At 68.8% G+C, this 22,913-nt stretch carries 27 protein-coding genes; 14 read left to right on the forward strand and 13 right to left on the reverse strand.

Features of this window, described 5'->3' with window-relative positions:
• The first annotated feature begins 136 nt into the window (after nucleotides 1–136).
• Both ACLJPX_RS23975 and ACLJPX_RS23980 read left to right on the forward strand, forming a co-directional pair.
• Nucleotides 137–646, forward strand: coding sequence for a DUF6326 family protein (locus tag ACLJPX_RS23975; protein ID WP_410602052.1), 510 nt, complete (start codon nucleotides 137–139; stop codon nucleotides 644–646).
• Nucleotides 647–767: 121 nt separating this feature from the next.
• Nucleotides 768–2,021: a DUF222 domain-containing protein gene (locus ACLJPX_RS23980; protein ID WP_410602053.1), complete on the forward strand. Its 1,254-nt coding sequence runs from the start codon at nucleotides 768–770 to the stop codon at nucleotides 2,019–2,021.
• Nucleotides 2,022–2,084: 63 nt separating this feature from the next.
• Here the strand turns inward: ACLJPX_RS23980 and ACLJPX_RS23985 are convergent, their stop codons facing one another.
• The 3 genes from ACLJPX_RS23985 to ACLJPX_RS23995 all read right to left on the reverse strand — a co-directional run bounded on the left by ACLJPX_RS23985 (nucleotide 2,085) and on the right by ACLJPX_RS23995 (nucleotide 5,834).
• Nucleotides 2,085–2,438 carry a hypothetical protein gene (locus ACLJPX_RS23985; protein WP_410602054.1) on the reverse strand — a complete coding sequence of 118 codons (354 nt, stop codon included), beginning with the start codon at nucleotides 2,436–2,438 and terminating at the stop codon, nucleotides 2,085–2,087.
• 160 nt (nucleotides 2,439–2,598) lie between these two features.
• Nucleotides 2,599–3,804, reverse strand: coding sequence for a class I SAM-dependent RNA methyltransferase (locus ACLJPX_RS23990; protein ID WP_410602055.1), 1,206 nt, complete (start codon nucleotides 3,802–3,804; stop codon nucleotides 2,599–2,601).
• The gene (locus ACLJPX_RS23995; RefSeq protein WP_101606608.1) at nucleotides 3,801–5,834 is read right to left on the reverse strand and encodes an APC family permease; all 2,034 of its coding nucleotides are present in this window, start codon (nucleotides 5,832–5,834) and stop codon (nucleotides 3,801–3,803) included. Before ACLJPX_RS23995 ends, ACLJPX_RS23990 begins: the two co-directional genes overlap by 4 nt.
• A 152-nt stretch (nucleotides 5,835–5,986) precedes the next feature.
• On the opposite strand from ACLJPX_RS23995, the gene ACLJPX_RS24000 reads away from it, so the two are divergent.
• Both ACLJPX_RS24000 and ACLJPX_RS24005 read left to right on the forward strand, forming a co-directional pair.
• Nucleotides 5,987–6,652, forward strand: coding sequence for a potassium channel family protein (locus ACLJPX_RS24000; protein ID WP_410602056.1), 666 nt, complete (start codon nucleotides 5,987–5,989; stop codon nucleotides 6,650–6,652).
• On the forward strand, nucleotides 6,652–7,308 hold the full coding sequence (locus ACLJPX_RS24005) for a potassium channel family protein (RefSeq protein ID WP_007033567.1): 657 nt from the start codon (nucleotides 6,652–6,654) through the stop codon (nucleotides 7,306–7,308). The genes ACLJPX_RS24000 and ACLJPX_RS24005 overlap by 1 nt, the downstream gene beginning before the upstream one ends.
• On the opposite strand, the gene ACLJPX_RS24010 is transcribed toward ACLJPX_RS24005, so the two are convergent.
• Together ACLJPX_RS24010 and ACLJPX_RS24015 are read right to left on the reverse strand one after the other, a co-directional pair.
• Complete coding sequence (locus ACLJPX_RS24010; RefSeq protein ID WP_101606606.1) at nucleotides 7,305–8,048, reverse strand: DUF3159 domain-containing protein; 744 nt, start codon at nucleotides 8,046–8,048, stop codon at nucleotides 7,305–7,307. The genes ACLJPX_RS24005 and ACLJPX_RS24010 overlap by 4 nt on opposite strands.
• A 9-nt stretch (nucleotides 8,049–8,057) precedes the next feature.
• The gene (locus ACLJPX_RS24015) at nucleotides 8,058–8,438 is read right to left on the reverse strand and encodes an OB-fold nucleic acid binding domain-containing protein (protein ID WP_192745386.1); all 381 of its coding nucleotides are present in this window, start codon (nucleotides 8,436–8,438) and stop codon (nucleotides 8,058–8,060) included.
• 118 nt (nucleotides 8,439–8,556) lie between these two features.
• Between ACLJPX_RS24015 and ACLJPX_RS24020 the strand changes: the two genes are divergently transcribed.
• Nucleotides 8,557–9,270 carry an alpha/beta fold hydrolase gene (locus ACLJPX_RS24020; protein ID WP_410602057.1) on the forward strand — a complete coding sequence of 238 codons (714 nt, stop codon included), beginning with the start codon at nucleotides 8,557–8,559 and terminating at the stop codon, nucleotides 9,268–9,270.
• Here ACLJPX_RS24020 and ACLJPX_RS24025 read toward each other — a convergent pair.
• On the reverse strand, nucleotides 9,267–9,929 hold the full coding sequence (locus ACLJPX_RS24025) for a DUF3710 domain-containing protein (protein ID WP_410602058.1): 663 nt from the start codon (nucleotides 9,927–9,929) through the stop codon (nucleotides 9,267–9,269). The two genes, ACLJPX_RS24020 and ACLJPX_RS24025, sit on opposite strands and share 4 nt — an antisense overlap.
• Nucleotides 9,929–10,411: a dUTP diphosphatase gene (gene dut, locus ACLJPX_RS24030; protein WP_007033571.1), complete on the reverse strand. Its 483-nt coding sequence runs from the start codon at nucleotides 10,409–10,411 to the stop codon at nucleotides 9,929–9,931. The genes ACLJPX_RS24025 and dut overlap by 1 nt, the downstream gene beginning before the upstream one ends.
• Before the next feature lie 24 nt (nucleotides 10,412–10,435).
• On the opposite strand from dut, the gene ACLJPX_RS24035 reads away from it, so the two are divergent.
• Nucleotides 10,436–10,930 carry a DUF3093 domain-containing protein gene (locus ACLJPX_RS24035; protein ID WP_168214272.1) on the forward strand — a complete coding sequence of 165 codons (495 nt, stop codon included), beginning with the start codon at nucleotides 10,436–10,438 and terminating at the stop codon, nucleotides 10,928–10,930.
• A gap of 102 nt (nucleotides 10,931–11,032) precedes the next feature.
• Here ACLJPX_RS24035 and ACLJPX_RS24040 read toward each other — a convergent pair whose 3' ends face one another.
• Nucleotides 11,033–11,341 carry a DUF4193 domain-containing protein gene (locus ACLJPX_RS24040; RefSeq protein ID WP_005164528.1) on the reverse strand — a complete coding sequence of 103 codons (309 nt, stop codon included), beginning with the start codon at nucleotides 11,339–11,341 and terminating at the stop codon, nucleotides 11,033–11,035.
• A gap of 453 nt (nucleotides 11,342–11,794) precedes the next feature.
• On the opposite strand from ACLJPX_RS24040, the gene cei reads away from it, so the two are divergent.
• On the forward strand, nucleotides 11,795–12,478 hold the full coding sequence (gene cei / locus ACLJPX_RS24045) for an envelope integrity protein Cei (RefSeq protein WP_410602059.1): 684 nt from the start codon (nucleotides 11,795–11,797) through the stop codon (nucleotides 12,476–12,478).
• A 78-nt stretch (nucleotides 12,479–12,556) separates the two neighbouring features.
• Here cei and ACLJPX_RS24050 read toward each other — a convergent pair whose 3' ends face one another.
• On the reverse strand, nucleotides 12,557–13,375 hold the full coding sequence (locus ACLJPX_RS24050; RefSeq protein WP_410602060.1) for an inositol monophosphatase family protein: 819 nt from the start codon (nucleotides 13,373–13,375) through the stop codon (nucleotides 12,557–12,559).
• A 67-nt stretch (nucleotides 13,376–13,442) separates the two neighbouring features.
• Between ACLJPX_RS24050 and ppgK the strand changes: the two genes are divergently transcribed.
• The 3 genes from ppgK to ACLJPX_RS24065 all read left to right on the forward strand — a co-directional run bounded on the left by ppgK (nucleotide 13,443) and on the right by ACLJPX_RS24065 (nucleotide 16,464).
• The gene (gene ppgK / locus ACLJPX_RS24055; RefSeq protein WP_168214538.1) at nucleotides 13,443–14,204 is read left to right on the forward strand and encodes a polyphosphate--glucose phosphotransferase; all 762 of its coding nucleotides are present in this window, start codon (nucleotides 13,443–13,445) and stop codon (nucleotides 14,202–14,204) included.
• Between the two features lie 246 nt (nucleotides 14,205–14,450).
• Complete coding sequence (locus ACLJPX_RS24060; protein WP_410602061.1) at nucleotides 14,451–15,851, forward strand: RNA polymerase sigma factor; 1,401 nt, start codon at nucleotides 14,451–14,453, stop codon at nucleotides 15,849–15,851.
• A gap of 94 nt (nucleotides 15,852–15,945) precedes the next feature.
• Nucleotides 15,946–16,464 carry a pyridoxamine 5'-phosphate oxidase family protein gene (locus tag ACLJPX_RS24065; protein WP_410602062.1) on the forward strand — a complete coding sequence of 173 codons (519 nt, stop codon included), beginning with the start codon at nucleotides 15,946–15,948 and terminating at the stop codon, nucleotides 16,462–16,464.
• Between the two features lie 177 nt (nucleotides 16,465–16,641).
• Here the strand turns inward: ACLJPX_RS24065 and ACLJPX_RS24070 are convergent, their stop codons facing one another.
• Together ACLJPX_RS24070 and ACLJPX_RS24075 are read right to left on the reverse strand one after the other, a co-directional pair.
• Nucleotides 16,642–17,841: a hypothetical protein gene (locus ACLJPX_RS24070; RefSeq protein WP_410602063.1), complete on the reverse strand. Its 1,200-nt coding sequence runs from the start codon at nucleotides 17,839–17,841 to the stop codon at nucleotides 16,642–16,644.
• Nucleotides 17,842–17,886: 45 nt separating this feature from the next.
• Nucleotides 17,887–18,042, reverse strand: coding sequence for a hypothetical protein (locus ACLJPX_RS24075; protein ID WP_410602064.1), 156 nt, complete (start codon nucleotides 18,040–18,042; stop codon nucleotides 17,887–17,889).
• A gap of 62 nt (nucleotides 18,043–18,104) precedes the next feature.
• On the opposite strand from ACLJPX_RS24075, the gene ACLJPX_RS24080 reads away from it, so the two are divergent.
• Nucleotides 18,105–18,899: a class I SAM-dependent methyltransferase gene (locus tag ACLJPX_RS24080; protein WP_410602065.1), complete on the forward strand. Its 795-nt coding sequence runs from the start codon at nucleotides 18,105–18,107 to the stop codon at nucleotides 18,897–18,899.
• Nucleotides 18,896–20,098, forward strand: coding sequence for a hypothetical protein (locus ACLJPX_RS24085; protein ID WP_410602066.1), 1,203 nt, complete (start codon nucleotides 18,896–18,898; stop codon nucleotides 20,096–20,098). The genes ACLJPX_RS24080 and ACLJPX_RS24085 overlap by 4 nt, the downstream gene beginning before the upstream one ends.
• On the opposite strand, the gene ACLJPX_RS24090 is transcribed toward ACLJPX_RS24085, so the two are convergent.
• Nucleotides 20,090–20,299, reverse strand: coding sequence for a hypothetical protein (locus ACLJPX_RS24090; RefSeq protein ID WP_101606595.1), 210 nt, complete (start codon nucleotides 20,297–20,299; stop codon nucleotides 20,090–20,092). The two genes, ACLJPX_RS24085 and ACLJPX_RS24090, sit on opposite strands and share 9 nt — an antisense overlap.
• Entirely contained in the window at nucleotides 20,296–20,886 is a 591-nt protein-coding gene (locus ACLJPX_RS24095) for a hypothetical protein (protein WP_410602067.1), read from the reverse strand. Before ACLJPX_RS24095 ends, ACLJPX_RS24090 begins: the two co-directional genes overlap by 4 nt.
• Nucleotides 20,887–20,995: 109 nt before the next feature.
• Here ACLJPX_RS24095 and ACLJPX_RS24100 point away from each other — a divergent pair, with 109 nt between their 5' ends.
• Both ACLJPX_RS24100 and ACLJPX_RS24105 read left to right on the forward strand, forming a co-directional pair.
• Nucleotides 20,996–22,195, forward strand: a complete 1,200-nt coding sequence (locus tag ACLJPX_RS24100) for a sensor histidine kinase (RefSeq protein ID WP_101606594.1) — start codon at nucleotides 20,996–20,998, stop codon at nucleotides 22,193–22,195.
• Nucleotides 22,192–22,854, forward strand: a complete 663-nt coding sequence (locus ACLJPX_RS24105) for a response regulator (protein ID WP_101606593.1) — start codon at nucleotides 22,192–22,194, stop codon at nucleotides 22,852–22,854. Before ACLJPX_RS24100 ends, ACLJPX_RS24105 begins: the two co-directional genes overlap by 4 nt.
• Nucleotides 22,855–22,913: the final 59 nt, after the last annotated feature.

Genomic DNA, 22,913 nt, shown 5'->3' on the forward strand with positions numbered 1-22,913 from the left:
CCCGGTGCCTCCGCCGAAAGTACAAGAGCCTGGCTGTGCCAACGGCCAGATCGAACCAGGCTCCGTGGCCGATGTGCCCGCCGACGGCGTCCGTGAAGGTGAAAGCACCCACCCGAACAAGCCAAGGAGCATCGTGATGAGAACGCCTCGATCCCGCACCGCACCGGAGAACGCGCCGTCCCGGAACACGCCGGAAGATCTGCGCATGCCCGTGCAGGTGAAACTCGCGGCAGCGTGGACCAGCTTCATGTTCCTCTACATCTACGTCGACTACCTCGCCCTGTACAAGCCCGGCTTCCTCGACGGCCTCCTGGCCGGCGTCGTCCACAAGTTCGAGACCGGCCCCACCTTCGTCACCATCGCGCTCGCGCTCATGGCCGTCCCGATCCTCATGATCCTGCTCTCCGCGACACTGCCCGCCCGTGTCAACAGCACCGTCAACCTCGTCGTCGCAACGCTCTACATCCCCGTCACGATCTTCAACGCGGCCGGGGAGACTTGGACTTACTTCTCCTTCTACAGCCTCTCCATCGGACTCGAGGTGCTGCTGCTGGCCTTCATCCTGCGCTCCGCCTGGACCTGGCCACGCCACACCGCATCACCGGCAGTCAGCCCCGACAGCGATCAGCTGGCGAAGACGAGCTGAATGAGAAACTGTGCGTCACAATGTCTTCCGCGCCGATTCACCCTCCAGTGGTCAATGTGCAATAAACGTCGTCGCTTAAAATTACGAACATCTGTTCGGTGCATTTCGGTAATATGGAGGGGTGTCCGAGACCCTCATTCCCGAACTGCCGCAGGAATTGTGGCGCGCCGGCAAGCTGGAGCTTGCCCACGGCGTGACACACCTGCTGCAGGTGATGAGGGTCGCCTCGGCCGGCCTGGGGAAATACCTGGCCGAAGTCGAGTCTCGGGGCGCGGAAGACCTGTTCGGCTACGGGAGCGCGTCACGCTGGTTCGCTGACGTGGCCCGGATTTCCCACGGTGACGCGCAGGACGTGGTGAACCGGGCGCTGGCGCTCAACCCCGTCCCGGAGGTCGGCGGCGCGGGAACGGTGTTCGCGCCCGCGACCGCCGCCGCAGCCGAGGACGGCGCGCTCGCCGAGCAGCACATCGACCTCATCCTCGGCCTTCTCCGCAGGATCCCGTCCGACGTGCCCGCGGACGAGCGCGACGGCGCGGAAAAGATCCTCGCCGACCTCGCCCGGAAAGCCGGGCCGAAAGAGATCACCGAAGCCGGTGCCGACCTGCTCGCCCACCTGGACCCGGACGGGAACGAACCGAAGGATCCCGAACCCGCCCCGCCGCGGCGTGAGGTGTTCGTCGAACGCCGCAAAGACGGCTTCTGGAAGCTCTCCGGACTCCTCGACCCCGAGACCGGGGCCCGCACCGCGGCCGCGCTCGACGCCCACGCCGGACGACGCCCGGTCGACGAGTTCGGCCAGGCCGACCACCGGACCCTGCCCCAGCGCCGCGGCGACGCCTGGGCCGACCTGATCGACCTCGCCATCGCCTGCCCCGACCAGCCCGGCACTTCCGGGTACCGCACCCTCGTGCACGTCACCATCGGCCTCGAGGAACTGAAGACCGGTATCGGGAACGCCTGTTTGGACTTCGTCGGCACCATCACCGCCCGCGAAGCCCGCCTCGCCGCCTGCGACTGCCTGATGATCCCCGTCGTGCTCAGCGCCGCCGGTGAGCCGCTCGACGTCGGGCGGATGAGGCGGTTCGTCACCCCCGGCCAGCGCCGGGCGTTGAACATCCGCGATGGGGGCTGCGCCTTCCCCGGGTGTCATCGGGCGCCGAAACACTGCCACGCCCATCACATTCAGCACTGGGCGGACGGCGGACCCACTGACCTGCGCAATCTCGTGCTGCTCTGCTCGTTCCATCACCGGCTCATCCACCACGACGACTGGCAAGTCCGAATGGCACCCGATGGCATACCGGAATTCGTGCCACCCCAATATCTGGATCCGCTACGACAACCCCGGCGTAACACCCTGCACCGCGTCACCTGACAGCAGAACCGAGGAGCCCGTCGGCCACACCGGCGACGGGCCCCTCGGCATGCCCACGGTCCTTTAGGGAATCGAATCCGAAATGACAGCCGGTGTACCGCGGTCCCCGGACAGCTGGTTCAGCGCCCAGACCTGTCCGAACTCGGCCAGCGCGGGCCCCGACCAGTAAGCCCCTATGCTCACGCCCTTCCACAGCGGCATCTTCGGCCCGCTCAGAGTTCCGTGGCTGACCTGAACCTGGACGGCGCCCTCGACCCAGGTGAAGACGAAATGGGCGTACATGAACATCCACGCCTGCCTGCCCAGAAGATCCCGGGTGAGCACCGGCCCGTCCGACACGTAGGGCGCCGTGTAGATGACCTGTTTCCGGCCGCTCCGGTAGCTGACCTCCTGTGTGGTGATACCGGGCGGAAGCATCGAGGGGAGCACGGGTCAGCCTCTCCCGCCGCGATCACCGAATACCGGAGCAAGAGATCTCGTTTCCCGAAATTCGAACACGAAACTCAGGATGACGAGCACCCGGCATCCGGACAAGCCGAAAGAAGCCGATCCATTCCGACGATCTACAAATAAGCCGTTATTGCAACAACGCAACGCATTCGACGTGCTGCGTCATCGGGAACGCGTCGAAAGCGCGCAGGTCCACCAGCCGGTACCCGTGCCCGGCGAACAACGCGATGTCCCTGGCCAGTGCCGCCGGATCGCACGCGACGTAGACGATCCGGTCCGGTGAACCCTCCACAATGGACTCGACGACGGCCTTGCCCGCGCCCTTGCGCGGCGGGTCGAGGACGACGACGTCGACGGGTTTCGGGGCGTCGGCCAGCAGGTGTTCGACGCGGCCGGAGCGCCAGCGGACCTGCGGGAGGTCGGCCAGGTTCTCCTCGCCGTCCGACACGGCGCGGCGGCCGGATTCGATGGCCAGAACACGTCCGCGCGGGCCCACCTGCGAAGCGAGCACCGACGCGAAGAGGCCGACACCGGCGTACAGGTCCCACGCCACACCATCGCGCGGGGCTTCGGCCCATTCCGCGACGACGGCGGCGAGCGTGTCGGCGGCGGCCGGGTGGACCTGCCAGAAGCCGTGGGCGTCGAGGCGCCAGTCGCGGCCGGCGGCGTGCTGGACGGCGAGGCCGCCCGCGAGCTGCCGCGACTTGGTCTTCCCGTGGACCGTCGACAGGTCGCGAAGGTGCACGTGCCCCTCGCCGTCCTTGGTGACCTCGATTTCGCTGCCGGGCCGCCACTTCCGCGAAACCACGTCGTCGAGCGCGCCGGGGACGGTGATCGGACAGTCGTCGATCGCGATCACGCGGTGACTGTGGTGTGCCCGGAAGCCCGCGCGGCCGTCCTTGCCCGCGACGAGCCGGACGCGGCTGCGCCAGTCCAGCGGGCCGCCTTCGAGTGCTTCGACGACGACTTCGCGCTCGATCCCGGCCAGCCTCTTCAGCTGTTCCATGACCACCGCGGCCTTGAGTTCACGCTGATGAGCGGGGGTGGCGTGCTGCCAGTCGCACCCGCCGCACTCCCCCGGTGCCGCGAGCGGGCACGGCGGCTCCACGCGTTCCGGTGAGGCCTCCAGGACCTCGATCGCGTCGGCTCGGCAGAACGCGCCGCCCTTGTCCTCGGTGACCGAGGCCAGCACCCGCTCGCCGGGCAGCGCGTGCCGCACGAACACGACCCGGCCCTCCGCCCGCGCGACGCAGTGCCCGCCGTGCGCCACCGCGCCGACCTCCAGCTCGATCGTCCGTCCGAGCCACGTACCGGTCGACGCGTCCACACTCATTCTGATTTTTCCTTGTCCTTCGGCTTTTCGGTCTGCTTGACCACGGGGGAGAATCCGCGCCGGACGTCGCCTGCCGCCGGGCGCGCCTTCCGGTCGCGTTTGATCGCCTTTTCCGACGATTCGAGCTGCCAGGGCACGCTGGTCACCATGACACCGGGCTGGAACAGCAGGCGTCCCTTGAGCCGCAGCGCGCTCTGGTTGTGCAGCACCTGCTCCCACCAGTGCCCGACCACGTACTCGGGGATGAACACGGTCACCACGTTGCGCGGATTGTCGCCGCGGACGCGCTTCACGTAGTCCAGCACCGGCTTCGTGATCTCGCGGTACGGCGATTCGATCACCTTCAGCGGCACCTTGAAATTGTGGTCGTCCCATTCCTGGACGAGTTTGCGCGTCTCCATGTCGTCGACGTTCACGGTGACCGCTTCGAGGACGTCGGGCCGCACGGCCTTGGCGTAGGAAAGCGCGCGCAAGGTCGGCAGGTGCAGTTTCGAAATCAGCACGATCGCGTGGTTGCGCGAAGGCAATACGACCGGTTTCCGGTCCATTTCGCGCAATTCCTCGGCGACCCGGTCGTAGTGTTTCCGGATCGCGGTCATCAGGATGTAGATCGCCACCATCGCCGCGATCGCGATCCAGGCACCGAGCAGGAACTTCGTGATCAGCACGATGATCAGCACGGTTCCGGTCATCGTGAGACCGACGGCGTTGACCGTCTGCGAACGCCGCATCCGCCGCCGCACGGCCGGGTCCGTCTCCCTCGCCAGCAGGCGGTTCCAATGCCGGATCATGCCCGCCTGGCTGATCGTGAAGGAGACGAACACCCCCACGATGTAGAGCTGGATGAGCTTCGTGACCTCGGCGTCGAACGCGATGATCAGCACCAGCGCGAACGCCGCGAGGAACAGGATGCCGTTGGAGAACGCCAGCCGGTCGCCCCGGGTGTGCAGCTGGCGCGGCAGGTACCGGTCCTGCGCGAGGATCGAGCCGAGCACCGGGAAACCGTTGAACGCGGTGTTCGCGGCCAGCAGCAGGATGATGCCGGTGACGAAGGAGATGTAGTAGAACGCCGGGGTGAAGTCGGAGAACACCGCCTGCGCGATCTGCGCGACGATCGTCTTCTGCTCGTAGCCCGCCGGGGTGCCCGTCAGCTGGGTTTCCGGGTGCTCGGCGAATTTGACGTCGGTGATGATCGCCAGCGTGATGATGCCGACCAGCATCGTCACCGCGAGGACACCCATCATCAGCAGCGTGGTCGCGGCGTTCTTCGATTTCGGCTTCCGGAACGCGGGGACGCCGTTGCTGATCGCCTCGACCCCGGTCAGGGCCGCGGCGCCGGAGGAGAACGTCCGCAGCAGCAGGAAGAAGAACGCGAAACCGGTCAAAGAGGCTTCTTCGTGCAGCTCGAAGGAAGAGCTCTCGGCGCGCATGTCGGCGCCGGAGGCCGCCTCGATCAGGCCCCAGATCACCATGCCGAGAATGCCGATGATGAATCCGTAGACCGGGATGGCGAAGGTTTTGCCCGATTCGCGAACTCCGCGCAGATTCAGCGCGGTCAGCACGACCACGATGACGACCGCGAAAATCACCTTGTGCTGCGCCACCCACGGGATGGCCGAACCGATGTTCGCCACGCCGGACGACGTCGAGACCGCCACGGTGAGCACGTAGTCGACCAGCAGCGCGCTGGCCACGGTGAGCCCGAATTTGCCGCCGAGGTTGGTGTTGGCGACTTCGTAGTCACCGCCGCCGCTGGGATAGGCGTGCACGTTCTGCCGGTAGGAAGCGACCACGACCAGCATGACGAGCGCGACGGCGACCCCGATCCAGGGCGCGAACGCGTACGCGGACAAGCCGGCGACGCTGAGCGTCAGAAAGATTTCCTCAGGCGCGTAGGCGACGCTCGACAACGCGTCGGACGCGAAAATCGGCAGCGCGATGCGCTTCGGCAGCAGCGTATGCGAGAGGCGGTCACTCCGGAATGGACGTCCGAGGACGAGCCGCTTCAATACGGTCGGGAACTTCGACACCTGGGAAGACTAACTGTGACGCGCAGCGTCTCCGTTGAGGGTGGCGGCGGGGAGGACGGTGGAGTAACGGGCGGTGCTCACGGTAGGTTCGGCGCTGGTGTGTCTGGGTACCTGCGGACGGGTGAAACGTCCGCGAACTAAGGAGGCAGGGCGTGCACGTGGTGATCATGGGATGCGGCCGGGTCGGCGCATCCCTGGCCGCGGCGCTGGAGCGACTGGGGCACGAGGTCGCCGTCATCGACAAGAGCAGGCAGGCGTTCCGGCGGCTCGGGAGTGATTTCCACGGTCAGCAGGTGGTCGGCGTCGGATTCGACCGGCAGGTGCTGATCGAGGCCGGGATCGAACGCGCGGGTGCTTTCGCGGCGGTGTCCAGTGGCGACAACTCCAACATCATCTCGGCGAGGGTGGCCAGGGAGAACTTCGGCATCGACAAGGTCGTCGCCAGGATCTACGACCACAAGCGCGCGGCGGTCTACGAACGGCTGGGCATCCCGACCGTGGCGACCGTCCCGTGGACGACCGACCGGTTCCTGCGCACCCTGCTTCCCGACGGCGTCGCCTCGGAGTGGCGGGACCCGTCCGGCAGCGTCGCGCTGCTGCAGCTCCCGCTGCACGAGGGGTGGATCGGGCACAGCGTGCGCGATCTGCAGGACACCACCGGCGCGCGGGTCGCGTTCATCATGCGGTTCGGCACCGCCGTGCTGCCCGACACCAAGGCCGTGATCCAGGCCGACGACGTCGTGTACGTCGCCGCGAAATCGGGCACTGTCAGCGACGTGACCACCGTCGCCGCTCGCGAACCGGAAGAGGAGAACTGATGCGGGTCGCGATTGCCGGGGCGGGCGCGGTGGGCCGGTCGATCGCCGCTGAGCTGATCGACGGGCGCCACCAGGTGATGCTCATCGAGCGCGAGGCCGACCAGTTCGAGCCGCACACCGTCGAGCAGGCGGACTGGGTGCTGGGCGACGCGTGCGAGGTGTCGATCCTCGAGGAGTCCGGGATCGAGCAGTGCGACGTCGTGATCGCCGCGACCGGTGACGACAAGGCGAACCTGGTGGTCTCGCTGCTGGCGAAGACCGAGTTCGCGGTGCGCCGGGTGGTGGCGCGGGTGAACAACCCGGCCAACGAATGGCTGTTCAACGACGCCTGGGGCGTCGATGTCGCCGTGTCGACCCCGCGGATGCTCGCGGCGATGGTCGAGGAGGCGGTGAGCGTCGGCGATCTGGTGCGGCTCATGACGTTCCGGCAGAGCCAGGCGAACCTGGTCGAGCTCACCCTCCCGGAGGAGACCCCGCTGGCGGGCAAGGCCGTCAGCGAGATCAACCTGCCGCGTGACGCCGCGCTGGTGACGATCCTGCGCGGTGACCGGGTGATCGTGCCGCAGCCCGAAGACCCGCTGGAGCCGGGTGACGAGCTGCTGTTCGTGGCGACGTCGGACGTGGAGCCGGAGATCCGGACCGCATTGGGTTACTAGGCCGAGTCGGGCGCCTGCGCGTACTTGGCGCGCAGGCGCGCCTCGACCTCTTCGTCGGTCTCCTCGGCGGGTGCTTCTTCCGCGAGGGCCTTGAGGTGCTTGTCCGACCGCCGCACCGCCCAGACGACGGCGAGCAGGCCGAGCGCGTACAGCGGGTATCCCATCGCGATCTTCGCGAAGGCCAGCCAGCCGGTGTAGTCCTCGTCGTAGAGCCAGCGCTGGACGACGAACCGGGCGCCGAAGATCAGCGCCATGGCACCGGTCGCGATCGAATAGGCGATCAGCGACTTCTTGTCCTTGCGCCAGGCGTGGCCGCTGCCGTTGAGCGCGTTCCACACCACGCCGGCCAGCGGCCAGCGGACGACGATCGACAGCACGAAGACGCCGAAGTAGACCAGGCTCGTCCAGATGCCGAACAGGAAGAAGCCCTTGGCCGATCCTGTCCGGTACGCGATGAACGCCGCGATCGCCACCCCGAAGAATCCGGAGATGGCGGGCTGCAGCGGCTCCTTGCGGACGATCCGCAGCACGGTGATCGCCACCGCGCTGCCGACCGCGGCCCAGATGCCCACCGTGAGACCGAAGATGGCGTTCGCGATCACGAACACGATGACCGGCAGCGAGGAATAGAACAGCCCCGACAGCCCACCCATCTGTTCCAGCAGGGTGGGCTGAGGCTTTTTGTCGTCGTCGTCCGGTTTCCCGGTGTTCTTCTGCTCGCCGCCGGCGGGTTCAGTCACGATACGGGATCAACTCACAGGGCTCTGAAGTTCGTAATAAGGGTTGTAAAGCACCTTCTGACCATCACGTTCGGCCATCCGGCCGCGCACCTTGATGGTTCGCCCGGGTTCGATTCCGGGGATCCGGCGGCGTCCGAGCCAGATTAGCGTCACACCCTGCGTGCCGTCGAACAGCTCGGCCTGCAGTGTCGCGGCCTCGTTGGTCGGGCAGAGCTCAACGCTGCGGAGTCTGCCGAGCACCGTCACCTCTTGACCCGACCGGCAGTCACAGGCGCGCTGCGCGCCGCCGGCCTCGGATTCTTCGGACAGGTCGTCGGCGTCGAGATCCTCGACGTCGCTGGTCAGCTTGCGAACCAACCGGCTGAAGTAGCCGCCGTCTTTGGCGGACATAACGGTGCTCCTGTGCTCCGGGGCCCCCGACTTGAACGGCCCGTGCGTAATCCAGCGTAACTGTGCTCAAGCCAGGTCAGCATGTGATTCAAGATGCGGTTTCAGAGAAGATCGCAACGTGACCTCCGCTATTCCGCCTACGACGGCAGTAGTACTCCCCGGCACCGGGTCCGACGAAGTGTTCGTGAGCAGCGTGTTCTCGGGTCCGCTGGGGGCACTGGGCATCCGGTTGCTCACCCCGCCGCCTCCTCCGGGAGACCGTCTCGCGGACGGCTATCTCGAGGAGCTGGACAGGCTGTCCGGCGAGCACGGTCCGCTGCTCGTCGGCGGCATCTCGTTCGGCGCGCATCTCTCCGCGGAGTGGGCGGCGCGCAATCCGGGCCGCTGCACCGGCCTGCTCGCCGCGCTCCCGGCCTGGAACGGCCCCGCCGGGCAAGCACCCGCGTCGCTCGCCGCGCGGCTGTCAGCGGATCTGGTGGCCGAAAACGGGGTCGACGGCGCCCTGGCGAAATCGGCGGACGGCGTGCCGGAGTGGCTTTCGGCGGAACTCGGCCGCGCGTGGCGGCGGCACGGTGCCGGACTGGCGGCGAGCCTGCGGACGGCGGCGGCCCATCCCGCCCCGGCACTCGAAGACCTGAAGGGCCTCGACGTGCCCGCGGGGATCGGCGCGTGCGTGGACGATCCGATCCATCCGGCCGGGGTCGCCCGCGCCTGGGCGGACGCCCTGCCGCGCGCCGAGGTCGGCGAGTCGACGCTCACCGCCCTCGGCGCGGACCGGGAGTCACTGGGCCGGGCGACCGTGCTGGCCTGGCTCAAGGCCTCGCGAAACTAAGCCTGCTGCTCGGCGATGTGCTGCGCGACGGCGTCGGGCAGCGTGATGGTCAGCGGGGTGCGGACCGGCATCGGCGCGTCACCGCGGTCGATGATGGTGTGCCGCACGATCTCGCGCAGCACCGCGGGCGCCTGCGACGCCTGCGACTGCGGTCCGGCGATGACACCGCGGAGCATCCAGCGCGGGCCGTCGACCCCGACGAACCGCAGCGCGACGTCGCCGACGATCGCGGACAGCTCCAGTCCCCACTCCCCCATGCCGACCGAGACCTTGGCGCCGTCGGCCCGCAGCTGCTCGGTGAGCTCGGTGCTGACGTCCTTCCACAGGCCGCCGGACCGGGGTGCCGCGTAACCGCTGACGGTGATCTGGCCCTGCTCGGTGACGACGTGCACCGCGCGGACGCCGCCGCTGTCCGGGTCCATCTCGACCTGGACCTGGGAACCGTCGGGTACCGGCACCTTGACCGAGCCGAGGTCGATCCTCGGGATGCCGTCCTCGGGCGCGTCCGCGACGTCGAAGGGGCCGTCCGCGGTCTCCGACAGCTGGGCCTCGATCTCCTCGCCGCTGTCCGCGCTGTCGACGCCGGGGCGGTCCTCGGCCTCGGGCGCGGCGTGCCGTCCGCTGGGCTTGGCCTCGCGCTTGCGTCCGAAAATCCCCACTAGTTCTCCGTTCCTTCCCTGGCTCCGGCTCCCAGTGTGGCGTGTCCGCCCGTGGAGCCATACCCTCCCTCGCCGCGCTCGGACGGCTCGAGTTCGGCGACCTCGACGAACTCGGCCTGTTCGACCCGTTGCACGACCAGCTGCGCGATCCGGTCGCCGCGGGTGAGCACGACCTTCTCGGAGAGATCATGGTTGATCAGGCAGACGCGGATCTCACCGCGGTACCCGGAGTCGATCGTGCCCGGGGTGTTGACGACCGAGAGGCCGACACGGGCGGCCAAGCCCGAGCGAGGGTGGACGAAGCCCGCGTACCCGGGCGGGAGGGCGATCGCGACGCCCGTTCCGACCACGCCGCGTTCACCGGGCGCGAGGACGAGATCCGAAGTGGTGACGAGGTCGGCGCCCGCGTCGCCGGGGCGCGCGTAGGCGGGAAGGGGGACCGAAGGATCGATCCGGGAAAGCAGTACCTGAACGGTGGACACGGGCGGCGAGACTACCCTGAACACGTGGGTGAAAGCGTGAACACGGCCGAAGGCGGCGCCGTCAAGCATTCAGAACGGCTCTACGTTCCGTGGTGGGGCTGGCCGTTGCCGCTGCTGGGCGGCGGGCTGCTGGCGGCGGAGATCGACATGGGTTATCCCGGGCTCCGCGGCTGGCTGCCGTACGTGGTGCTGATCCCCGCGGTGATCGCGCTGATGGTCTCGCTCGGCCGGTCCCGTGTGCGGGTGACCGGAGGGGACGAGCCGGAGCTGTGGCTGCGCGACGCGCATCTGCCGCTGAAGTTCGTCGGCGACGTCGACGTGATCGACAAGGAAGCGAAGCGGAAGGCGCTCGGCCGCGACGCGGATCCGGCGGCCTTCGTGCTGCACCGGGGCTGGGTCGGCCCGGTCGTGCGGGTCTGGCTCACCGACCCCGACGACCCGACGCCGTACTGGCTGTTCAGCACGCGGAACCCGGAGAAGGTGGCCGCGCTGCTCCGCCAGCCCGCTTCGAAGTCCTAGAAAACACCCTGGCAAAGGAAAGGGGGCCGGCCTCGCGGCCGGCCCCCTTATTCCTGTTCAGATCCCGAAACCCCTGTCGCGCCGTCCCCTGTGCCCGTAGGCTCAGGCGCAGTCGCGGCAGATGAGCCGTCCGCCACTCTCCTCCGCCAGCCTGCTGCGGTGATGCACCAGGAAGCAGACGGAGCAGGTGAACTCGTCGGCCTGCTTGGGCACGACCTTCACGGTCAGGTCCTCACCGGAAAGTCCGGAGAGGTCCGCGCCCGGCAGTTCGAAGTTTTCGGCGGTCGCGTCCTCGTCGACGTCCACGACGCCGGACTGGTTTTCGTTGCGCCGTGCCTTCAGCTCTTCCAACGAGTCTTCGGCCAGCTCGTCGGCTTCGCTGCGGCGCGGAGCGTCGTAGTCGGTCGCCATTTGTCCCTCACCCCTGCGATGCTTTCGATGTCAGATGGCCCGGACCCTCGAGCGCGCGGCTCGTGAGTCCTTCGTGCCGCTGGTTAACGTCCCAGCGCCCCTGTTTGTGCCCGGCTGGGCAGTGAGCGAGGTCTCTCTTTTGCGCCTCTTACTGCCGCCTGAGCCCGCGAAGGGTAGCTCACGCCGATACCGGCTCTGCAACGAGTCAGACATTGCTGCGATTACGTCACCCAACAGGGGGAACCCGGTCTTGAGACGCCTGTCGTCCGAATGGGTTGCCCCCGCGTCGGGAACCTCACCCCATGGGCCCGGCCGCTTGCCCGGAGCGGTCGTCACGTGGTGCTATCCGGAGGCCCGCGCCGCTCAGCTTCGCCGCAACGCCTAGGCTGATCGGACACGATGGTGAGATGAAGCACCGTCCGGGGATCCGGGCTTTGGGGAAGGGACTGGCAGGTGGCGTCGGGGAACGGCATCGGGGACCGCGGGGCGAGGCCGTACCGCAAGCACAAGCCGCTGCCCGCACTCATCGTGATCGGGGTGCTGGCGCTCGGCGCGGTGATCGTTTGGGTGAATGTCGTGGCGGGCAGGTCCGATATCGACGCCAGGGTCCGCTGTGATCCGCCGCCCATCCCGCAGCAAGGTGTCACCTACTCGCAGATGGCGCACGACGGACTGGACGACCGCGCGCCGGTCCCGCCGGACAAGGTCGCCGTCCAGGTGCTCAACGGCTCCCAGGTGCGCGGCCAGGGCGGCATCGCCACCAACACGCTCAGGGAGCTGGGTTTCTCCCAGATAGTCGATCCCGCCAGCGACCCGGCCTACAAGGACACGGAAGCCAAGTGCCGCGGCCAGATCCGCTTCGGCGAGAACGGCGCGGCCGCGGCCCGCACGCTGAGCCTGGTGGTCCCGTGCGCCGAACTGGTCAAGGACAACCGCAAGGACGCTTCGGTCACGCTCACCACCGGCACCCTGCTCGGCGACATCCGCCCGAAGGCAGAGGCCCGCAAGGTCCTCGACCAGCTCACGCAGTGGTCGAAGGCGCAGCAGGGCAGCGGCGGCGGTGAGCAGTCGGCGGGCGGCGGCGCGCCGGTGATCGACCAGGCACTGCTGAAGGCCGCTCGCGAAGCCCCCTGCTGAGCCGTACCCCCAATGCTATGAAAGGCCCGTTACTTGCAAATTTTGCAAGTAACGGGCCTTTCATAGCGTCCGGCACCGTTAGATCACGCCGACGCCCGAGTCGATCAGCGCCTGCCGCAGCGGCGTAGCGATCGAAGGCGCAACCGCGAAGGTCGCGTCCGGTCCCAGCTCGGCGTCTTCACCCGGAAGCGAGACCAGGGCCCCCGCCTCGGCGGCGATGAGCGCTCCCGCGGCCCAGTCCCACTGCCCGAGGCCGTGTTCGACGTAGGCGTCCAGCCAGCCCGCCGCGACCGCGCACAGGTCCAGCGAGGCGGCACCGTTGCGCCGGATGTCGCGGACCCGGGTGGCCAGTTCGGCGACGAACCCGGCCTGCTTCGTACGCCGTTCCACCTTGTAGGCGAATCCGGTGCCGACGAGCGTCAGATCGAGCCGCTCCGGGGAATTGACCGACAGCGGCCGCCCGTCGAGGAACGCGCCCTGCCCGCGCGCGGCGGTCCAGCGGCGCCCGCTGACCGGTTCGACGACGGCGCCCGCCACCGACACCCCGCCGACCTGTGCGGCCACCGACACGGCGAACCACGGCAGGCCGTAGAGGAAGTTCACCGTTCCGTCGATCGGGTCGACCACCCAGGTCACCCCGTCGCCGGCGGCCCCGCCGCCCTCCTCGCCGAGCACGGCGTCGTCCGGGCGCAGTTCGGCCAGCCGCGCGCGCACCAGCCGTTCCGACTCGTGGTCCACCGCGGTCACCACGTCGGTGTCGGCGGACTTGGTGTCCACCCGCACCTCGCGGCCCGCGTTCATCCCGGTCCAGGCCTCGTGGACCAGTTCGGCGGCCTCGCCCGCGACACGCTCGGCGACACTCTTCAGCAACGTCTCGTCAACTCCCACGTCCGCCATGTCACCACATCCGGTTAAAGTCTCCGAGGCAGGCTTCTGAATCGTGCGAGAAGGGACCACGTCCGTGGTGGAGGCGACCCGAGGTTTCGGTATCGACATCGGCGGCAGCGGGATCAAGGGCGCGCTGGTCGACTTGGCGGAGGGACAGCTGATCGGCGACCGGATCCGGTTCGACACGCCGAAGCCGTCCACCCCCGAGGCGGTGGCGGACGTCGTCGCGGAGATCACCGGCCAGGCGGGCTGGGACGGGCCCGTCGGGGTCACACTGCCCGCGGTGGTCAAGAAGGGCGTCGCGCACACCGCGGCCAACATCGACCACAAGTGGATCGGCACCGACGCCGACGCCCTGTTCGCCAAGCGCCTCGGCCGCGGCGTGGACGACATCGCGATGCTGAACGACGCCGACGCGGCGGGCATGGCCGAGATCCGCTGGGGCGACCCGGTCGCGCGGCGTGGCGTGACGGCGTTGCTGACCTTCGGCACCGGCATCGGCAGCGCGGTCTTCCAGGACGGCAAGCTCGTGCCCAACACGGAGTTCGGCCACATCGAGGTCGACGGTTTCGACGCGGAGAAGAAGGCCGCAGCGTCGGTGAAGGACAACGAGGACCTGTCGTATCCCCAATGGGCGGAACGGGTGAACAGGTATCTCACCGTGCTGGAAAACCTGATCTGGCCGGATCTGTTCATCGTCGGCGGCGGGGTCAGCAAGAAGTCGCACAAGTGGGTCCCGCTGCTGGACATCCGCACGCCGGTGCTCGTCGCGTCCCTGCAGAACAACGCGGGCATCGTCGGCGCGGCGGCCGCCGCCGCGGAGGGCATCGAGCACTGACGCGCCCGTGCTGACATCCGCGCCACGGATGTCACTTCGGCGGGTCGGACGGCGTGTCGCGCCCGCCGGGTGGTGATCCGCGCCGCGACGCTGTCACGTATCGTCGTTACAATGGAACACGGCCCACGGCGGCGGCACCCACGAGAACGAGGGAAACCGCAGGCCGAGGGGTGTTCCCCGAAGTTTGAGGCAGCCGAGACCATCACGCCTCGGCTCGTCATGTTCGACCGCTGCGAAAGGGCGTAAGTGGCAGCCGCAAGAACCGCAACCCGAAGCGGGACGAAGACAGCGACCGCAACCGGCGAGCCGGCCGACGAGGCAGCCACCGGCGAGGCGAAGCCCGCTGCGCGCAAGACCGCCGCCAAGGCGGCAGGCGCGAAGAAGGCCCCGGCGAAGAAGGCTCCGGCCAAGAAACCCACCACCAAGGGCGCCAAGACCGAAGACGGCGAACCGGAAGACGGTCCTGGCGAGCTCGACGAAGCCGACCTCGAAACCCCGGATCTGTCCGACCTCGAAGAGGTCGAGGTGGACGTCGTCGACGCGACCGTCACCGAGGAGACGGAAGAGGACGCGGAGTCCGAGGAGGACGTCGAAGAGACGCCCGCCCGCGGTCGCCGTACCCCGACCGACAAGAACGCCGGAAAGACCTCCGACAACCCGGACTTCGTCTGGGACGAGGAAGAGTCCGAGGCGCTGCGCCAGGCCCGTAAGGACGCCGAGCTCACCGCTTCGGCCGACTCGGTCCGCGCGTACCTCAAGCAGATCGGCAAGGTCGCCCTGCTGAACGCCGAGGAGGAGGTGGAGCTCGCCAAGCGCATCGAGGCCGGGCTCTACGCCGCCGAACGCGTCCGCAACGCCGAGGAGGAGGGCGAGAAACTCGTCACCCAGATGCGGCGCGACCTCAAGTGGATCGTGCGTGACGGTGAGCGGGCGAAGAACCACCTCCTGGAGGCGAACCTCCGGCTCGTGGTCTCGCTGGCCAAGCGCTACACCGGCCGCGGCATGGCGTTCCTGGACCTGATCCAGGAGGGCAACCTCGGTCTGATCCGCGCGGTCGAGAAGTTCGACTACACCAAGGGCTACAAGTTCTCCACGTACGCCACCTGGTGGATCCGTCAGGCGATCACCCGCGCGATGGCCGACCAGGCCCGCACCATCCGTATCCCGGTGCACATGGTCGAGGTCATCAACAAACTCGGCCGTATACAGCGTGAGCTGTTGCAGGACCTCGGTCGCGAGCCCACCCCCGAAGAGCTCGCGAAGGAAATGGACATCTCCCCGGAGAAGGTCCTCGAGATCCAGCAGTACGCCCGCGAGCCGATCTCGCTCGACCAGACCATCGGCGACGAGGGCGACTCGCAGCTCGGTGACTTCATCGAAGACTCCGAGGCCGTCGTCGCGGTCGACGCGGTGTCGTTCACGCTGCTGCAGGACCAGCTCCAGTCGGTGCTGCAGACGTTGTCCGAACGTGAGGCGGGTGTGGTGCGGCTGCGCTTCGGCCTCACCGACGGCCAGCCGCGCACGCTCGACGAGATCGGCCAGGTGTACGGGGTGACCCGTGAGCGCATCCGGCAGATCGAGTCGAAGACGATGTCGAAGCTGCGTCACCCGTCGCGTTCGCAGGTGCTGCGCGACTACCTGGACTAGGTCCCAGGCTCACGAAAACCCCGTCACCGTTTCCCGGTGACGGGGTTTTTCGCGTCCGCTGTCGATTCGCGGCCCGCCCGTTCGACGCGTGGGTATGACGAAACCTCACGCGACCAAGAACCTCGACCGCTACGGTTCCGCGGAACTGCCCTGGAGCCGCCCCCGCGACATCCTCACCGAGGACACTCCCACCGCCGACCTGACCTTCTTCGTGACGACCGTGCGACCCGACGGGCGGCCGCACTCGGCGGGTGTCGGGGCCGTCTGGCTGGACGACACCCTGTACTTCAAGGGCGGGCCGGGCACTCGGCGGTCCCGCAACCTGGCGGTGAACCCGGCATGCGCCGTTTCGGTGCGCCTGCGGGGAATCGACCTCACGCTGGAAGGCGAGGCGCACCGGGTCACCGAGCCCGCGACGCTGGAGCGGGTGGCGGCGGTCTACCAGACGGGCGGCTGGCCCGCGACGGTGGAGGGCGACGCGCTCACGGCTCCTTTCAGCGCACCCAGCGCGGGAGCCCCGCCGTGGCACCTGTACCGCCTCACCCCGCACCGCGCCATCGGCGTGGCGAGCGCCGAACCATACGGCGCCACGCGCTGGGACTTCACCCCGTGAGCTCAGGGCCTCCCGCTACTTCCGCAGGCTGTCCTGAAGGCCACCTTTGAGGCGGTCAACGTCTCAAAGGTGGCCTTCAGGACACGGGAACACGTCACGGTCGATGCCCCCAATGTGGCATTGGGGACACTCAGCGTCCCCAATGCCACATTGGGGGCATCAGGGAGCCCCGTGAGCTCAGGGCCTCCCGGTCAGCGTGGTCCACGGGACGTGCACGGTCACCCGTTCCCGGAGCTGCTCGTTCATCAGCCACAGCTCCCCCGTCGCCGGCCAGTACGACAGGTTCTGGGAGTTCACCGGCGCCTTCCCGCTCAACCGCGACGTCGAGGTGCCGCCGACGCCGCCGTGCAGGCACGCCGGATGGTCACCCGCCACCCCGGCGTACTCGGGGCAGGTGCCGGTCATCACGAAGTACCCGTTGCGCGCCACCGTTCCCTGCATGCCCCACACCGGCGACACGAATCCTTCCTTCGCGTGCACGGTGCCGTCGGCCGACAGCTTCGGCAGGCCGGTCGCGCGGTCGAACGGCCACCGCAGCACCCGGCTGCCCGCCGCCTTGGGCACGTGTTCGGAGGTCACGATCGAGCTGTCACTGTGGTCGAAGGACATTGTCGACAGACAGGGTCGCGGCCCGGTCGCGGTGGTGCAGGTTCCGCCGCCGGGGTACCAGTAGGCGCCGACCTGCGGCATCGCGTAGTCGTAGAACGCCGCGTGGTACTTGCCGTCCGGGCCCTTCCCGACGACGCCGGAGCTGTCGTCGACCTTCCAGAAGTGCGTCGTGTCGAAGACCCGCACCACTCCCCCGGTCGTCGCGACGAACAGCCGGTTCCCGATCCAGGTCATCCCGTGCCCGTGTCCTTGCACGACGGCGAAGTTGTCGTCCGACGTGGGCTCGACGAGCAGGACGTGCCGGTACCCCAGGCCGGTGGCGTCCACAAAGGACAGCCGGACCATGGTGTCGCCGGGGGTGTGCCAGGACGTCGCCACGACCCGCTTGCCGCCGACCTTGCCGGTCGCCGCGTCGGCGTCGCCGGAACCGGTCAGGCCCTGCGGGATCCAGTCGTTGGTCTTGTCGTCGTTGGCGTCCTCCCAGCAGAATCCCGCCGGTTTCAGGGCGGCCGCGAGATACGTGCCGTGGCACAGCGGCCGTGCCTTCCGGTTGGCCGAAGACAGGATCTCCGGCAGGCCGCGCGGCGGGAGCTTTTTCTCGAGCGCGGCGATCCGCGCGCCGTAGGTTTCGAAGGCCGAACCCGGCGTCCAGCGGTAGCCGTCGACCGTGGCCGCGTCCATCCTCGGGAAGGCGGCCGCGGCGGAGGCGACCCCGGGGACGAGGGCGAACACCAGCAGCAGTGAAGCGAGAAGTCCCAGCCTCTTCATGCCCGCGAGCCTCCCGGCCGCGCGCATACTTTCGATACAAACGCGTCAGGACACGGAAAGCCTGGACGAGCAGCGCGTCGTACGCCTGCCGGGTGCCGTACCGGCGGACGGCGGAAGCCCCGGAAGGCAGTTCCGCCAGCAGCCGGTGCCCAAAGGCGCCACGACGACAACGGTGTACAGCGCGACAGGCCCGGTGGCCACGACTCAAGGGTAATCCCGCGCCGAGACCCGGAGAACCCCGCGAATCCGGCTATATTCGCGACGTGCTGACCGAGAGCTACCGCTACCCGGACACCGGCGACCACGTCACCGGGATGTTCATCCGACGGCACGAGCCCTACGACGGCTACTGGACGGCCAGTGAGGACCGCGCGCTCGGCAAGGTCGCCGGAAAGCTCGCCGGGATCCTCGGCCCGCGCGAAGAGGTCAAGGCGCTCGACGCCGGATGCGGCGAGGGCCGCCTCCTCCCCTGGCTCGCGGGGTTCTCGGCGGACATCACCGCCGCGGACCCCGACCCGGACAGGCTCGCGAAGGCGAGCGAGACCGTCGTCGAGGACACTGAGTTCTCCTTCACCGTCTCACCGATCACCGAACTGGGCGGCGGCCCGTACGACCTCGTGATCTGCAGTCACGTCATCCAGCACGTGCCGACGCCCGACGTCGTGCCGATCCTGCGACGGCTGGCCGCGATCACCGCGCCCGGCGGCGCGCTGGTGCTGGCCCACAGCCGGTCGCCGCTCGGGCAAGGCGCGTTCAGTCTCGACAGCGTCGAGGCCGGTGGCGAGGTCCGCTCGCGCCGCGTGTCGCGCGAAGAGTTCGACAAGGCGTTGCGTGACGGCGAGGGCCCGGCGCTCCCCGTTCACTACCTCGACCCGGCGGAGGTCGCCGCCGACGCCGCCGACGCGGGCTGGCGCACCGAATGGGAGTGGACCTACCACGTCCTCGACGACCTCGGTCCCGCCGACGAGCACATCGACCGCGACGAGCTGGTCAACGCCTCCGGCCCGCTGCGCCGCCACCTCGGCCGGGATCTGGTCACCCTGCTGCGCCGCGCATGACCGCGGTCCTCCTCACCTTCGCCTGGGCGGTCCCGCTGTCCGGGAAGGAGGCGGCGAAGGTGCTGGACGGCGGCCGGGATCGCGGCCTGCTGGTCCATCTCGACGGGAAGCTCGGCGAGGAATGGGCCGCCGCGGAGAACTTCCTCACCAGCTACACCACTCCGCCGCTCCGTCGAGTGCTGCGGAAACGCACCGGCGGTTCGCGGCTGTCGATCCGCGTCGGCGGGGTCAGCCTGCCGTGCGAACTCGTCGTCACCTGGCATCCGGCCTATCACGCGATGACGCTGGTCCTCGCCACCACGATCACCGGACCGGCCGTGGACCGGCCCGCCGCCGAATTCGATCTCGCCATCGCCGTGCTTCAAAGCCTCCAAGGCCGCGAGACGACGAACGGGGAGGCCGGGCTGCACGGCGGCTACGGCGAGAAGTCCTTCCCCTCGCTGCTCAAGGCCGTCACGCACATCTTCGAGGACCTGACCAAGGGCTGCGGCCTGACCGAGGGGCTCGGTCGCAAGGGCTGGTGCGTCGAGCTGCGGTCCCACGACGGGCATCCGCCCGCCCAGCGGGTCGCCGCCGATCCCCGGCCGTTCTACGGGTTGGCGACCAGCGACGAGGGCTGGCGATTCGTGCCCCGCGAGGTCGCCAGGGACGCGCTCGGCCCGTCTTGGGGCACGCGGTCCTTCGTCGCCGCGTACACGATGGCAGGCGGGATCGTCTGCCTCAACAGCAAGGATTCCGAGTACGTCGAGCACCAGGACGAGCTGATGCGCGGCCCGTTCGGCGCGGCCGAACCGTACTTCGGCATCGACAGCGACATCGGCGGGCTCGACCACGGGATGCTCTTCATCCTCGAACGGGTCCTGATCCGGATGGCGCTGGCCGACCAATGGCTGGCGTCGATCAGGAAGGGCGCGAGCCGCACCCGGCTGCTCCGGGGCTCACTCGACGACATCCTCGAAATGCTGCATTCGGTGCTCCCGCCCGAGGTCGACTCGCTGGAGCGCCGCCTGGTCACCAGCATGGGCGTCGAGAGGATCATCGCCCAGCTCGACCGCCAGGCCGAAGCGATGGACGAGGAGACCAGGTACGCCTACGAGAACACGGTGAGCGCGCGGGTCACGCGGCTCACCGTGGTGACCGTCGTGCTGACGGTCGTCACCATCGTCCTCGGGGTCCTGCAGGTGCTCGTGTCACTCTGACCGGCGGCGCTGCTTGCGGGCGCGCTCGGAGAACAGCACCCCGACGCCCGCGGCCACCATCAGCGCGCTCGCCACGACGTGCATCCCCGGCGGGAGCAGATGGAGCTGGACGAACCAGCTCGGGTTGCTGCTGCCCAGCAGCCGGTTGATCAGCCCGCCCCCGCCCTGCACCAGCAGGAGGATTCCCAGCAGCTCGATCATCGTCGCGCCCCTTCCTTGACCCGGTCGTCGTCCTTGGGGGAAAGCTCCTGCCACAGCGGTCCGGTGGCGAACCAGATGGCCGTCACGACACCCAGCCTCGGCAGCCAGCCCCACAGCGGGTCGACCTGCTCGGTGTCACCGACCATCGCGATCAGCAGGAGCAGCACCCCCGCGGCGAGCCCGCAGGCCAGCACGCATTTGAACCAGTCATGCCATTCGGCACGCGTCTTCGCCCGGCCCCTCGGCTTGGGCGGCGGTGGCGGCCCGCCCGCGAACCGGTGGGCGAAGCGCACGTCGGCCCACTTGATCATCGAGTGCCCGAACACCACGCTGAATCCCAGGTACACCGCGGCGAGACCGTGCACGAAGTTCGCCTTCGCGCCGTTTTGCAGGTCGATGACCGTCGCGACCAGGACGACGAGGTCGATCACCGGGGTCAGGAGCAGGAGCACGATGCTCGTCCGCTTCAGCTTGAACAGGTAGCGGGCCACCAGGCCGGCGACGATGGCGACCCAGAAGCCGATCTCCCCGCCGGCGACCACGGCCGCCATGGGGTTTTCCGCGATGAAGTCCAGGATCTTGTTCACGGTTCGAGTCTGGCTCGCGACCAGGGCGGCCGCGTCGGCTTACGGCACGAGATCACCGTCATCAGTTAGTAGGACCCCGTCGCGCGGCCCGGTGTGCTGGGATGGACGGGTGCCCACGTTCTTCCCGCGCCTGCGCCACCTTCCCTTGTGGAAGCAGGACCTCGTCATCGCGGCGGGGACGTGGGTGCTCGGCGTCCTGGTCTACCTCAGCGGGATGCAGGTACTGCTCAACGGCCCGGACACGACGCCACTGTGGATCCGGCTGACCGAACTGACCGTGCTGTGCTCGCTGCAGGTCCTTCGCCGCAAGGTCCCGCTGGCACTGCTGTGCTCGCTGGTCGTGGTCGGCGTGGACGCCACCTTCGGGCCCTCACTGCCGATCATCGTCGTCTTCACGGACTTCCTGTACGCGGCGACGCTCTACGGTTCGCGGCGCACCAGCAGGCTGATGATCGGGATCGCCGCGCTGGGGACGCTCGGGGTGGTCTGCCTGGCGCTCCTTTTCACCGCGCAGTGGCGGACCGCGGTCATCGTCGCGTTCGCGCTGCTGCCGTTCCTGGTCACCCCGGTGTGGTGGGCGGCGAACGTGCGGCAGCAGCGGGACATCGCCGAGAACGAACGGGCGAACGCGGTGCAGCTGGCCAAGATCGGCGAGATGGACCGGAAGGTCGCGGTGGCCGGGGAACGCTCCAAGATGGCGCGGGACCTGCACGACGTCATCGCCGGGCATCTGTCGGCGATCGCCATCCAGTCCGAGGCCGCGCTGACGATGTCCACCGCCGATCCGCAGCTGTCGAGGAAGGTGCTGGAATCGGTGCGGGAGAACAGCGTGAGCGCGCTGGAGGAGATGCGCGCGATGATCGGGCTGCTGCGCGCGGATCCCGCCACCGGGAACCCCGAGATCGAGGCGACCGCGCCCGCCCGGCTGGCCGAACTGTCCAAACTGGTCGAATCGGCGCGCGCCAGCGGGCTGGCGGTCGAGGTCGGGTCCATCGTGGACGAGTCCCCGGCCCTGCCGGCCGCGATCGATCTGACCGCGTACCGGATCGCGCAGGAGGCGCTCACCAACGCGGCGAAGCACGCCGCGGGCGGGCGGGCGCTGCTCGACATCCGCGCGCACGGAGGCATACTCACCGTCGAAGTGCGCAACGATCTCCGTCCCGGCTCCGGCTCGGGTGACGACGGCGGGACCGGACTCGGCCTGCTGAACATGCGGGAACGCGCCGCCGCGGTGGGCGGCACTCTCGCCGCCGGGCCGTCCGGCGGTGGCTGGCTGGTCCGTGCCGAACTGCCTCTGGAGGGGTCTTGAGCGACGGGAACATCAAAGTGCTGGTCGCCGACGACCACGGCGCGATCCGTGCCGGGTTGATGATGATCCTCGGCAACGCCGAGGGCATCGAGGTGATCGGCGAGGCCGCGGACGGCGCCACCGCCGTCCGGCAGGCGAAGGCGCTGAAGCCGGACGTCGTGCTGATGGACGTCCGGATGCCCGGCGTCGACGGCATCGCGGCCACGCGGGAACTGATCGCCGAGAACCTGTGCGAAGTCCTCGTGCTGACCACCTTCGACCTCGACGAGTACGTCCACGCCGCGCTGCGGGCCGGAGCGGCCGGGTTCCTGCTGAAGTCGGTGGAGGCGTCGCGGCTGATCGAGGCGGTGAAACTGGTCGCGGCGGGCGAAGGGGTGCTCGCCCCGCAGGTCACGCGGAAGCTGATCGCCGCGTTCGCCGCGGGGACCCGGGAACCGTCCCTCGTCCCCGACGGGCTCGACGACCTGACCGAACGCGAGCGCGAAGTCCTGGCGTGCCTGGGCGGCGGCCTGTCCAACGCGCAGATCGGCACGCGGCTGCACATCGGCGAGACCACGGTGAAAACGCACGTTTCGCGGGTACTGACGAAACTGGAGCTGCGGTCGCGGGTGCAGGCGGCGATCCTGGCGCAGGAGAACGGCGTCGTCCTGGACGACTGAGCTCCCACCGATCTGCGAGGTGGGCGGCGATCTTCTAGCGTGACCCTTCATGCGGCGAA

This window comes from Amycolatopsis sp. lyj-90, from assembly GCF_046549035.1.
Taxonomy (GTDB): domain Bacteria; phylum Actinomycetota; class Actinomycetes; order Mycobacteriales; family Pseudonocardiaceae; genus Amycolatopsis.

Coding starts and splice junctions, on each gene's coding strand:
- ACLJPX_RS24070 (WP_410602063.1), bottom strand. CDS start 17,841: ATGAAGAGGCTGGGACTTCTCGCTTCACTGCTGCTGGTGTTCGCCCTC.
- ACLJPX_RS24065 (WP_410602062.1), top strand. CDS start 15,946: ATGACGAAACCTCACGCGACCAAGAACCTCGACCGCTACGGTTCCGCG.
- ACLJPX_RS24005 (WP_007033567.1), top strand. CDS start 6,652: ATGCGGGTCGCGATTGCCGGGGCGGGCGCGGTGGGCCGGTCGATCGCC.
- ACLJPX_RS24085 (WP_410602066.1), top strand. CDS start 18,896: ATGACCGCGGTCCTCCTCACCTTCGCCTGGGCGGTCCCGCTGTCCGGG.
- ACLJPX_RS24090 (WP_101606595.1), bottom strand. CDS start 20,299: ATGATCGAGCTGCTGGGAATCCTCCTGCTGGTGCAGGGCGGGGGCGGG.
- ACLJPX_RS24015 (WP_192745386.1), bottom strand. CDS start 8,438: ATGTCCGCCAAAGACGGCGGCTACTTCAGCCGGTTGGTTCGCAAGCTG.
- ACLJPX_RS23975 (WP_410602052.1), top strand. CDS start 137: ATGAGAACGCCTCGATCCCGCACCGCACCGGAGAACGCGCCGTCCCGG.
- ACLJPX_RS23990 (WP_410602055.1), bottom strand. CDS start 3,804: ATGAGTGTGGACGCGTCGACCGGTACGTGGCTCGGACGGACGATCGAG.
- ACLJPX_RS23985 (WP_410602054.1), bottom strand. CDS start 2,438: ATGCTTCCGCCCGGTATCACCACACAGGAGGTCAGCTACCGGAGCGGC.
- ACLJPX_RS24040 (WP_005164528.1), bottom strand. CDS start 11,341: ATGGCGACCGACTACGACGCTCCGCGCCGCAGCGAAGCCGACGAGCTG.
- ACLJPX_RS24050 (WP_410602060.1), bottom strand. CDS start 13,375: ATGGCGGACGTGGGAGTTGACGAGACGTTGCTGAAGAGTGTCGCCGAG.